Consider the following 12,379-nt stretch of genomic DNA (forward strand, 5'->3'; position numbering starts at 1 on the left):
ATTTAGAGAGGAGGACAGATGATTATGATAAAGAAAAAAATTAATGTTTATTCAGAAATAGGTAATTTAAAGACTGTTCTTATACATAGACCTGGAGAAGAAATTGAAAATTTAATACCGGAATATTTAGAAAGACTTTTATTTGATGATATTCCATTTCTAAAGGTAGCTAGGCAGGAACACGATAATTTTGCAAAAATATTAAATGAAAATGGTGTAGAAACATTATATCTTGAAAATTTAGCTGTAGAGGCGATAAAAGAGTCGTCAGTTAAGGAACTATTTTTAAATGAGGTAATTAGGGAATGTGGTATAAATGAGACTGGCATAATAACATCTTTGAAAAAATACTTATATTCATTGCCTGAGAAGGAAATGATAGATAAGGTGATGGCGGGAATAAGAAAAAAAGAAATAAATATTAAAGAGCATTATGATGAATACCCATTTATTATGGATCCTATGCCAAATCTATATTTTACACGTGATCCTTTTGCATGTATTGGAGATGGAATAAGTCTAAATTCTATGAGAACAAAAACTAGAAGGCGAGAAACAGTGTTTGCTAAATATATATTCAAATATCATCCAGAATATAAGGATTCAGATATTAATCTGTGGTACGATAGAGATGAGGTATATAATATTGAAGGCGGAGATGAATTAATTTTATCAAATGAAGTTATAGCAGTTGGTCATAGTGAGAGAACTGATAAAGAAGCAGTTTTGTCTATGGCTAAGAATATATTTGAAAAAAGAGAAAGTTTTAAAACGATCTTAATTTTTCATATACCTAAGACTAGAGCATTCATGCATCTAGATACTGTGTTTACAATGATTGATTATGATAAATTCACTGTCCATCCTGGAATAGAAGGTACATTAAAAGTAACGGCAGTAACTTATGATCATAAAAATAAAGAATTAATAACAAAAGAAGAAGAAGGGAGTTTAGAAAAAATACTCTCTAGTCATTTAAAAAAAGATATTACCTTAATACGGTGCGGAGGAGGAGATAAAGTTATATCGGGAAGAGAACAATGGAATGATGGTTCTAATACACTAGCTATATCTCCTGGCACCGTGATAACTTATGAGAGAAATTATGTTACCAATGAGATTTTAGATAAAAATGGCATAAAGGTACTTCAAATGCCTTCTGGTGAACTATCAAGAGGTAGAGGTGGCCCTAGGTGCATGTCTATGCCATTCTATAGGGAAGATTTAATATAAAAAATAAAGCAGAGATAAGAGAGGGGATTTATTATGTTTAACTTAAGAAATAGAAACTTTTTAACACTTATGGATTTTTCACCAAAAGAAATAAATTATTTCCTTGATTTAGCCAGAGATTTAAAGAGGGCTAAATATGCAGGCACAGAATCGCAAAAACTAAAAGGTAAAAATATTGCGCTAATATTTGAAAAAAGTTCTACAAGAACAAGATGTGCGTTTGAAGTAGGTGCACTAGACCAAGGAGCGCATGTAACTTATCTAGGGCCTACAGGTACTCAGATAGGTAAAAAGGAATCTGTAGCAGATACAGCTAGAGTTCTTGGGAGAATGTATGACGGAATAGAATATAGAGGATATGGTCAAGAAATAGTTGAAGAATTAGCAAAATATGCTGGAGTACCTGTATGGAATGGTTTAACAACAGAAGATCACCCAACACAAATTCTTGCAGACTTCTTAACTATAAAAGAACACTTTCCAAAACCACTAAATGAAATTAAATTTGTTTATGCTGGCGATGGTAGAAATAATATGGCAAATGCTCTTATGATAGGTGCTGCTAAAATGGGTATGGACTTTAGAATAGTTGCTCCAAATTCATTATTCCCTGAAGAAGCTCTAGTTAACAAATGTAGAGAGGTAGCTGCTACGACAGGAGCAAAAATCACTATTACAAGTGATGTAGCTCAGGGAGTAAAAGATGCAGATGTTATATATACTGATGTTTGGGTTTCAATGGGAGAAGCAGATGAAGTTTGGAAGGAAAGGATTGATATATTAAAACCATATCAAGTTAATAGTGAAATGATGAATTTGACTCATAATAAAGATACTAAATTTATGCACTGTCTGCCAGCATATCACGATTTGAAAACTGGAGTTGGTAGAGAAGTATTTGAAAAGTTTGGAATGAACGGTGTTGAGGTTACGGATGAAGTATTTGAAAGTGAAGCTTCAATAGTATTTGATGAGGCCGAAAATAGAATGCATACTATAAAAGCAGTTATGGTAGCGACATTAGGTAATTAATATAAATTTAAGAGAAGAAACTATTAGGGTAACCTGAAAGTTTCTTTTTTTTATGTATATTATAAACCATAATATAAAATTTAATAGTATTTTAGCATAAATACGATCCTCGTATAATATTTATTAATTCATAGTTAATAATTATTAAAGGGGTAGATGGTTATGTTAAATAAGGTACCAACACTAATTTATGATATTTCTGGGGATAAAGTAGATGTTATGAATTATACGAAAGTATTTTTTGCAAACAAAAACAAAGAAGGTTATGTGCTTCATGTAGAACAACATGATAGAGTTACATCTATAAATGAGTTTGATTTAGAGAAAAAGGGAGATAAATATTATTGTACTAGGAAGTTATTTAGTTAACTAAAACAATATATTTGTAGTATAATTAAATTGTAAAATTATTTTTTAAATTATAAAATAGGTAAATTATTAATAATTTGTACACCATTGATTATAATTAATAGTTTATAATTTTACTAGGTAACTATGATAAATGTTTTATGTTTTGAGAAAGATATGTCTATTTACATTATGAATAGCATTATAATAACAATAAATAGATGCAGGGGGTAAAATATGCTTAGCCAGAGAGAGAAAACAGTGGTTTTAGAAAATTTTTCAGCAGAAAACCAACCTATAGAAATAATTAATGAATTAAATGATGGACAATCTGGCGCAGCAGTATATACTGTGGAATTTGGAGAATCTCGAAAACTAGGAGTTTTGAAAATACAAGAAATAAATGAAACTGGACTACATAATAAAGCATTTTTACAAGCTAGAGAAAATTCGGTTGAAGGCTTTATCCCTAAAATCATTGATGAAGTCGAAATTCAATGTAAAAATAATTTAAGGAGATTCGGTGTGCTATATGAACTGGGCGGAGACACTGTACTAGGAATCAAAACCCTTAAATATTCACTGGAAAATGAATTAGCATTGGTTAAGCAAACTTCAGAGCAAGTAGCAAAATTTTTATATACTTGGAACAAACCTCATACCTCTAAAATCAAATCGCCTATTGATATTGTGAAAAGATCTTTAGGTTACAGATTTATGGATGCAAAACTTATAAAGGCTTTTGAAACATTAATGATTGATGAAGATAAAAAATGGTTGGTTATTGATGGAGTTGATAAGTTTTTCCCGAACCCTTATAAATTCTTTACAGATGAAGCGGTATGGAAAGGTAACGAGATTAAATATTTAGATTCTTGCATACATGGAGACTTTCATGGAGGCAACGTAATTGTTTCAGTTAAGAAGCCATCTATTATTGACTTTGGAACTTATCAAGTTCATAGCAATATATTCTATGATACAAGGTATTTAGAATTACATTCACTAATGGATTATTTGAAATTTGATAACAACAAACAAAGAAAATTTTGGATTAGTTTATGCGAAGAATTAACAAGAAATGTAAAGTATGTTGATATACCGGATGGAGAAGGGGCTAGTATACTTAGAGATATAATACCGGAACTCAGACACGGTATAGACTATCTGCTCTCAGATTCCAGAAATAAATTATATGAGCCGTCTTTTTATTTAGCAGGAGTCTCAGCAGGTTTGAATTTTATTCGTAAGACAAATGATGAAAATAAAAGAATGGCAGCAATGATATATACAATGTATAACCTTCGAGCAGTTTTAAAGCATGAACTTATAGGGTTATATAATCCTAGTCTTTCTTCAAGTACTAGTGTTGGATGGTTTTTAGATAAAACTTCAATGAGTGAGTATTTAGATGAGGATTTAATATATAAGATTGATGAAAAAGCATATCATATTTCAGGTATAATTAAAAATAAATCAATAGAACTTACGGTTGAACCTATTATAAATTTGAGTAGTGGAAGGGTTAAATCATTAGAAATACTAGTTAGAGATTCAAGACTAGAATTTTTTCCGGATGAAATGTTTGAAAAAGCTAGACTTACAGGGGACTTAGAAAGTCTCACAATGCTCGCTTGTGATAAATTAGTTAATTGTCTTGATAAACTTGGGCCATTTATTGAAGATGGATTATTCTTTAAAATTCAATCGGATACAACAAGACATACTATTAAAAAGGTTATAAAGAAATTGAAGGGCACAAATTTAGTTTTAGAGATTACGCAACGTATACCAAGAAGTGCATTCTGGCGTAACTTTGCAAATGAACTAAAATTCAAGTTAGCTATGGATAACTATGGGGAAGGTAATTCTAATATGGTGGAATTAATAAAGATGAAGCCACATTTTATAAGAATTTCTCAAGAAATAGTAAAAGATGTTGAAAAAGATGAAATAAAAGCATTAATGGTAGATCATTTAGTTAAAATGGGTAGGAAAACCGGCATGAAAATTATAGCTGAGGGAATACGAACACTAGAGGAAAAGGAAAAACTAGTGGAACTAGGAGTTGAATATGGTCAAGGCACATATTTTACCTCTGCAATGCTTATTGATCATGCAGATTATGAAATTTGGGAACAAGGATTTTAGAGTTTAAGGACATTTCGTTTACAAGAAATGTCCTTGTTTTTTATTTGTGTAAAATCATATAAGCTTATGTTAAAAGGCATATGGCATTTGAAGAAATTCCCTCTAGGCGTCCAGTGAAGCCAAGGCCTTCTTCTGTAGTAGCTTTAATATTAATTTTATCAGTAGGTAACTCTAGTGCAGATGCAATGTTTTTTACCATATAGGGTATATAGGGAGCCATTTTAGGTCTTTGTGCAATTATTGTAGCGTCAATATTTTCAATTAGATAGTTTTTTTTAGTTATTAAACTACCTACATGCTTAAGTAAAACAATGCTAGAGATGTTTTTATATTTAGGGTCAGTATCAGGAAAATGCTTCCCAATGTCGCCAAGAGCTGCAGCACCTAGAAGAGCATCCATAATAGCATGAATGAGAACATCAGCGTCTGAATGACCGAGTAAACCGGTTTCGTGTGGGATGGTTACCCCACCAAGTATTAAATTCTTATCTTTAACTAGTTTATGAACATCATATCCCATTCCAATTCTCAAGTTAATTACCTCTTTTCGATTTAATTTATAGAAATTTTAAGTCTTGCGGAAATACGGTAGCATGATTATATGCCTAATATAGCATTTCATAGGCAAGTAATCAAGAAATTTTATTGTGGCAAAGTCATACAAATAATTAACAAGTATACAATTATATGTTATCTGGAATATATATATATATGATATAATAGCTTAGATATACAAAAAATATATAAAATGGGTGGTGGAAACGTTATGAAAAAAAAATATATTGGAATAATTCTTATGATTATAGGCGCAGCAATAGTTATTTCTGCTTTATCTATGAGATACTCGGCTAACAAAAAACAAAAGACCATGATTAAAGATTTTAAAGAAAGCATACAAAAGGTTGATGAAAAGTTAGGAGATATTGAAAATACAAAGCCTTCCGAGAAGAAATTAGGGACTATTGGGATTATTTCTATTCCTAAAATTGATGTAAATGTAGCTCTTAGTGAAGGTATTGATATGGAAACATTAAAATATGCAGTAGGGCATTTTAATGGAACACCAATGCCAGGAGAAAAAGGTAATACTTGTATTGCAGGGCATAGAAGCTATACATATAATCAATATTTTAATAGATTAGATGAATTAGGTATAGGAGATAAAATAATAGTTACTACAAGGGTTGGTGAGTTCAAATATGAGGTTTATGAAAGTGTGGTTGTAGAGCCAGAAGAAATATCGGTTTTAGACAATACAAAGGGAGCAGAAATAACATTAGTGACCTGCACGCCTATAAGAGTAGCAACTCACAGGCTTATAGTAAAAGGAAAATTAGTGGAAAAATAAGTAAGAAGTTATCAACATGTTATCAACAAAACTGTGGATAATGTGCATAACTTAATGAATTAATTTTACAATATCGTATTTAAAATACAAGTTTTTATAACAAAACAATCAAATTAGTTGTAAATTTAATCCGTTAACATAGATTTAACAGGTTATCCACAACAAAACTGTGGATAATGTGCATAAGTATTCAATAGTATATAATTATTTCTAAAAAACATACATAATTCAATACAAATGTGGACTAGCAAATTTTAATGTGTACAATTTGTGATTCTAAGCGAAACATATTGTAAAAATAGACAATATGTATAATTATATAACATTTAAGTATTATAATGCCTATAATAAAACGGACTAGTTATAATACAGTGTATAATTATTATTATCTAAGATTAACAAATTATCCACAATTTCTGTGTGTACAATGTGGATAACGTTATAAAAATCATTATTTTGAACCATCTTCTGTTTTAATTGAATCAATAACTAACTCATTAATAAAGGTTAGTTCATTATGCGTTAAATATCTCCATTTCCCAAGAGGTAAATTATGTATAGAAACATTCATAATTCTAAGTCTTTCAAGTCGTACAACATTATAGCCTAAATAATCACACATTCTTCGTATTTGACGATTAAGGCCTTCTGTTAAAATTATTCTAAAAACATATTTGCTTTCTTTTTTTATAAAACATCTTTTAGTTATAGTCTGGAGAATAGGTATGCCATTTGCCATAGTTTTTATGAAATCAGGAGATATTGGTTTATCCACAGTAACGATATATTCTTTTTCATGGTTATTACCCGAACGTAAAATTTTATTTACAATATCTCCATCGTTAGTTAGAAAAATAAGTCCTTGAGATGGTTTATCAAGACGACCAATAGGGAAAATTCTTTTTGGAAAATTTATAAAGTCTATAATATTACCCTTAACCTTATGTTCTGTAGTACAGGTTATTCCCACAGGTTTATTAAAAGCTAAGTAAACTAATTTTTCTTTGGTTTTTAAAGGTTTGCCACTTATTTCAACGTAATCAGTTTCTGATACTTGAGTACCCATTTCTGGAATTTTTCCATTTACGGTTACTTTGCCCCCTTGTATCATTTTGTCCGCGCAGCGCCTAGAGCAAAAACCTGTTTCACTTATAAATTTATTTAATCTGGTTTTTGAATCATTATTTTCATCTGGAGGAACAACATTTTTGTGCTTCTCATTATAAATAGTTTTCATTTTGCACCGCCTTTGAAAGTATAGTAAAAATTATGTTGAATAATCCATATTATATGGTAACATAGTCGTATAAGCAAAGAAAATTAAACAACAATTGGACAAGTTCTTTAGTAGTAATAGTTGTATTTTATATCATTATATTAAATAATCATCCAAACATAAAGGAGATTTAGAAATTATTTTTAGTAAAGTTTTAGGGGGAGGATAAATTGATGTATAAGAATTTTTTAAACAAGTTGTGTTTGTTCCTAATAATAGTGGGTGGGCTGTTCATATTTGTTCCAAACACGGTTATAGCAGCCGAAAATCCTATTCAAATGGAACACAAGATAAATGTACCAATTGATAAAGTATGGAAGATTAAGTTTAACAGAGATATAAAGGTGGACGACCTTTATAAAAGCGTAAGGGTTTATAACCCCATTGGAATTCAAGCAAATATAACAACATCCTATGATAATAATATCATAACAGTAAAACCACCACAGGGAGGATATTTACCAGGGCAAACTTATTCGCTGCAAATTTATAAAACTATAACAGATTTAGATAGTATGGCATTGAAAGCAACTGTAACCATGAGTTTTACTATAGCAGTACCATACATAAACCAATTAGAGAATGTAGGTAATAAGAAATATATTTATCAACAATATAATAACACTCTAAATCAAATTGTAGATATTCAAAGTACAGTAAGCCCTGTTAATGTAGTAAAAAATTACTACTTAAATGCTAGTAAAATAGACATATATGAGTATATGAATCCTAAAAATTTTGAGAGCCATGATTATGCTTCATACCAATTTTTAAAATTAAATTATATTAGTGGGATTACAGCAGAGGAGCTAGACGGTATATTAGAGGGAAAGGGAATATTAGAGGGTCAAGGAAAAACATTTTTAGATGCTTGCAAGGAATATGATATAAACCCAGCATATATTATTGCTCATGCTCTATTAGAAACTGGGAATGGAACATCTGTATTAGCTACTGGTATGCTGGTAAGTGAAGTTAATGGAGCTCCTAAAGAAAGTAAAATCACATATAATATGTTCGGTATAGGAGCAAGAGATGCCAATGCTCTTAAATTAGGTTCCGAAAGAGCTTATACAGAGAGTTGGTTTACTCCGGAGGCGGCTATAGAGGGTGGAATTAAATTTATATCTACCCAATATATAAATAATGATACCTATAAGCAAAACACGTTATATAAAATGAGATGGAACCCAGCCATTCCTTTAACGACATCTTATCGTCATCAATATGCAACGGACATAGTTTGGGCATATAAGCAAAGTTATAGAATTAAAGAAATTCTAAGTGAATGTACAAATGCAATTTTAGCATTTGAAATACCAAAATATAAATAATTCAAAGGGTATCCTGAAAAGGATGCTCTTATTCAATTAGAGCTGTTCCATTATTATTTATTATGACCTTGAAATTATAGGTATTAGCATAGTCTTTAAATTTAGTTACGTCAATGGGAGTATTATTTTTATTGTCAACAATAAATATAGATATTTTAAAACCATCATCTGCATGAGCTTTAGTCAGATATCCATGTTTAATAGATTCATCTAGAATTAAATGCAAGGCTTCATCTAATGATTTATGTTTTAAATCTAGAGTTTCTTTTAGCTCAAAGCCACCTTTGCTTTTACCTTCGACACTTTTTATTTCGTTTAAACCAGTTACTTCCATCTTTAATTTGCAATTCATATCTACTATTACTGAAAATTCATACTTATTATCTAAGTATAGCTTTCTAGCTGAGAATGCAATTAATATAACGCAAACTATTAATAAAAAATATTTCCAAAGGGCAAGATGTTTAAGTTCTTCACCAGCATATAGTTCTCCCATTACTGGTTCAACACTATGTTTCTCGAGAGTTACGAATTCTTGATTCGCGGTTATGATATATACTTTATCTTTTTCTATATTGATTACTTTTCCAGCTTTTCGCATAAAGGCACCTCTTTCAATATGATAATTTATTATTAATCCTTGACATATAGATAAAAAATTGGTAGGTTCATTATAGTAATGCTTTAAAATAAACGGTATACTTAAAATAAATAAAATGGTTAATAGCCAATAGAGGTACATGATGATAGAAATACTGTGGAACAATTTTTATTTATTCATAGGTATTCTAATTATAGCAAACATTATATTTATTCATGCGAAAATTAAAATATTAATGATTAAAAAATCTAAAGAATTTGATGAAAAGATGGAGACTACTGTTAATATATTTAAATCTACAACGGATATCAACGACATTTTTAATGGATTAATTAAAAGTTTACATGGAATTATAGCTTATGATGCTGCTATAAGTATATCTATAAGTGACCATAAATTTAATCTTATGGCGTCTTTTGGGTGTGAAGGTAAAATAAGTTTAAATAGCTACATGCAGGATGATAAATTTATTTTCTTAATAAAAAAAGTTTTAGAAAACAAAGAGCCATATTATATTGTGGATTTAAAAAAAATAGAATATACAAAGTACAATGCTGAGTTTCAATTATTATTATATCACATGAGGAGCTTACTTATAATCCCAATAATTAATAGTGAGAATATATATGGAGTAATAATAATCTTAAATCATAAAAAGTATGCATACAATAAAATTCAAATAGCTAACGCTTTTTCGTTTACTAGTAAGGTAGGCATAGCTATAGAAAATGCTTCGCTTTTTCAAAAAATGAAAGATATGGATAAAATGAAAACAAACTTTTTATCTACTGTTTCTCATGAACTTCGAACACCTCTAACTTCAATTATTGGCTTTACTGAAATGGTGAAGCGTAAATTTGAAGGGCAAATAGTAGAAGAATTAGATCTTACAAGGGAAAAAAATCAAAGCTCCATAATTAAAATAAGGAGAAATATTAATATAATTTTATCAGAAGGGGAGAGATTATCTAACCTTATAAATGATTTACTAGATATATCAAGAATGGAAGCAGGAAAATTCAGCTTAAATATGAGAGAAATTAACATAGAAGAAATTATAACTCAGGTAATAACTTTAACTAATCCAATAATTAGAGATAAATCTCTTCAGGTTATACAAAATATAAGAGAGCCACTTCCGAAAATTATGGCAGATAAAGATAAATTGATGCAAGTAATAATTAATCTTATTTCCAATGCTATAAAATTTACTGATGAAGGTTGTATAGTATGTACAGCTAGAAGAGTTCAAGAAAATATAATAGTAAGTATTAGCGATACAGGGGTAGGTATTAAAGAGGAAGATAAAAAATATGTATTTGAAAAGTTTAGCCAAGTTGGAGATCATTTTACGAGTAAACCTTGCGGTACAGGACTTGGACTAGCAATATGCAAGTATATTATTGAAGAACATGGTGGCAAAATATGGGTAGAGAGTGAAATAGCAAAAGGATCTGATTTTTCATTTAGCATACCTATTTAAATGACAAAATAAAAAGAATTGTGAAATACATCAAACTAAGTTAAAAAGCTGAGAATTTATTCTCAGCTTTTTTTGTCATTAGAGCATAGGAGAAAGTAACCTTGAAACAGACTCCTTGAATTTTACAGTGACACTTCGATTAATATATTTTTCCGTAGTTAGTTCATCGCAAGATTTTAAATCATTAATGAAATAATCTTCTAATTTTTTAGTTATATCTTTATCATATATAAAAGCATTAATTTCAAAGTTTAAAGTAAAGCTTCTAATATCTAAATTAGCAGTACCTACAGAGCTTATAGATTCATCAATAGAAATAAATTTACTATGAAGAAAGCCCTTAGTGTAGGTATAACATTTGACACCAGAATCTAATAGTTCGCCCATATAGGAGGTAGAGGCCCAATAAACAAAGGGGTGATCTGGTTTGCTTGGTATCATTATACGCACATCGACTCCAGATAAGGAGGCTATTTTTAAAGCTTCTAATATACTGTCATCTGGAATAAAATATGGAGTTTCTATATAAATGTTTTTTTCAGCTTTGCTAATCATTTTTAAATAACCATTTTTGATAGAATTAAAATTAGAGTCAGGACCGCTTGAAACCATTTGAAGACCTGTATTTCCAACGTGAGTCCTGTGAGGAAAATATTTATCATCAAAAACAGAGTTTTCATCTGCAGCAAATCTCCAATCCATTAGGAAGTGAAGTTCCAGTGCGTCAATTGCGTCACCTTGTACGAGTAAGTGGGTATCTCTCCAAAAACCAAATTTTTTAGAGTGCCCTAAGTATTCATCCCCAATATTAAAACCACCTATAAAGCCATACTTACCATCGATAGTGACTATTTTACGATGATTTCTAAAATTAACCCTAAGGTTTATATAAGGAAGAAAGGGTGGAAAGAATATTGCGATTTTTCCGCCAGCCTTGATTAGAGGAGCGAAAAAAGAATTAGGTACTTTAATGCATCCCATACCATCATAGAGCAATTTAACTTCTACTCCTGCTTCAGCTTTTTCGCATAGTATTTTAAGGATAGCAGCGCCTAAAGTATCATTTTGAAATATATAATACTCCATATGGATATATAGACTTGCAGTTTGTAGGGTTTCTTTGAGTTTATCAAATTTTGATTTGCCATCAGTAAATATAGTTACGTTGTTATTATTGGTGTAAAAAGCATTGTCACTACATAAATTAAGTTGCATCATATCAGAATATTTACTTAAAAAAGGATTAGTTTTAGTTAGATTTTCATTATTCAGAAACTCCTTTTGTTTATCAATAATTGAAGTTAGGTTTTCCTTTTCTTCTTTTTTCAAGGAAAACATCTTTTTCCTTTTAAGATTTTGGCCAAGAAATAAATATAAAACAAAACCTATGCTAGGCAAAAATAAAAGTACCATAAGCCAAGTCCAAGTGCTTGCAGGGTTTTTACGTTCAATAAATACAACTGCAAAGGCGAAAAGAATATTAACAAAAAATAGTAAGTTAAAAAAACGTAAGAATAATTCATTTGTAAACATATAAGCCTCCAAAAATTCATTATATAATATAGTATACATA

At 29.9% G+C, this 12,379-nt stretch carries 11 protein-coding genes; 7 read left to right on the forward strand and 4 right to left on the reverse strand.

What is annotated here, in order from left to right; translation table 11 throughout:
• Positions 1 to 24 precede the first annotated feature (24 nt).
• From arcA to ACREWB_RS03375, 4 genes are all read left to right on the forward strand, one after another.
• Positions 25 to 1,233, forward strand: coding sequence for an arginine deiminase (arcA, locus tag ACREWB_RS03360; protein WP_431546072.1), 1,209 nt, complete (start codon positions 25 to 27; stop codon positions 1,231 to 1,233).
• 33 nt (positions 1,234 to 1,266) lie between these two features.
• Positions 1,267 to 2,265 (forward strand): ornithine carbamoyltransferase, encoded by a 999-nt coding sequence (gene argF / locus ACREWB_RS03365; protein WP_431546073.1) that lies wholly within the window; start codon positions 1,267 to 1,269, stop codon positions 2,263 to 2,265.
• Positions 2,266 to 2,427: 162 nt separating this feature from the next.
• Complete coding sequence (locus ACREWB_RS03370; protein WP_431546074.1) at positions 2,428 to 2,634, forward strand: hypothetical protein; 207 nt, start codon at positions 2,428 to 2,430, stop codon at positions 2,632 to 2,634.
• A 216-nt stretch (positions 2,635 to 2,850) separates the two neighbouring features.
• On the forward strand, positions 2,851 to 4,764 hold the full coding sequence (locus tag ACREWB_RS03375; RefSeq protein WP_431546075.1) for an EAL domain-containing protein: 1,914 nt from the start codon (positions 2,851 to 2,853) through the stop codon (positions 4,762 to 4,764).
• 64 nt (positions 4,765 to 4,828) lie between these two features.
• Here ACREWB_RS03375 and ispF read toward each other — a convergent pair whose 3' ends face one another.
• Positions 4,829 to 5,296, reverse strand: a complete 468-nt coding sequence (ispF, locus tag ACREWB_RS03380) for a 2-C-methyl-D-erythritol 2,4-cyclodiphosphate synthase (protein WP_431546076.1) — start codon at positions 5,294 to 5,296, stop codon at positions 4,829 to 4,831.
• Positions 5,297 to 5,530: 234 nt separating this feature from the next.
• On the opposite strand from ispF, the gene ACREWB_RS03385 reads away from it, so the two are divergent.
• Positions 5,531 to 6,112 carry a class D sortase gene (locus ACREWB_RS03385; RefSeq protein WP_431546077.1) on the forward strand — a complete coding sequence of 194 codons (582 nt, stop codon included), beginning with the start codon at positions 5,531 to 5,533 and terminating at the stop codon, positions 6,110 to 6,112.
• A 451-nt stretch (positions 6,113 to 6,563) separates the two neighbouring features.
• On the opposite strand, the gene rluF is transcribed toward ACREWB_RS03385, so the two are convergent.
• Positions 6,564 to 7,349, reverse strand: coding sequence for a 23S rRNA pseudouridine(2604) synthase RluF (gene rluF / locus ACREWB_RS03390; protein ID WP_431546078.1), 786 nt, complete (start codon positions 7,347 to 7,349; stop codon positions 6,564 to 6,566).
• A 212-nt stretch (positions 7,350 to 7,561) separates the two neighbouring features.
• Between rluF and ACREWB_RS03395 the strand changes: the two genes are divergently transcribed.
• Positions 7,562 to 8,722, forward strand: coding sequence for an N-acetylglucosaminidase (locus ACREWB_RS03395; protein ID WP_431546079.1), 1,161 nt, complete (start codon positions 7,562 to 7,564; stop codon positions 8,720 to 8,722).
• A 28-nt stretch (positions 8,723 to 8,750) separates the two neighbouring features.
• Here ACREWB_RS03395 and ACREWB_RS03400 read toward each other — a convergent pair whose 3' ends face one another.
• The gene (locus ACREWB_RS03400; protein WP_431546080.1) at positions 8,751 to 9,323 is read right to left on the reverse strand and encodes an anti-sigma-I factor RsgI family protein; all 573 of its coding nucleotides are present in this window, start codon (positions 9,321 to 9,323) and stop codon (positions 8,751 to 8,753) included.
• 142 nt (positions 9,324 to 9,465) lie between these two features.
• Here ACREWB_RS03400 and ACREWB_RS03405 point away from each other — a divergent pair, with 142 nt between their 5' ends.
• On the forward strand, positions 9,466 to 10,806 hold the full coding sequence (locus tag ACREWB_RS03405) for a GAF domain-containing sensor histidine kinase (RefSeq protein WP_431546081.1): 1,341 nt from the start codon (positions 9,466 to 9,468) through the stop codon (positions 10,804 to 10,806).
• A 78-nt stretch (positions 10,807 to 10,884) separates the two neighbouring features.
• Here the strand turns inward: ACREWB_RS03405 and cls are convergent, their stop codons facing one another.
• Positions 10,885 to 12,339 (reverse strand): cardiolipin synthase, encoded by a 1,455-nt coding sequence (cls, locus tag ACREWB_RS03410; RefSeq protein WP_431546082.1) that lies wholly within the window; start codon positions 12,337 to 12,339, stop codon positions 10,885 to 10,887.
• Between the last annotated feature and the right edge of the window lie 40 nt (positions 12,340 to 12,379).

Source organism: Clostridium sp., from assembly GCF_050717635.1.
Lineage (GTDB): Bacteria > Bacillota > Clostridia > Clostridiales > Clostridiaceae > Clostridium_AD.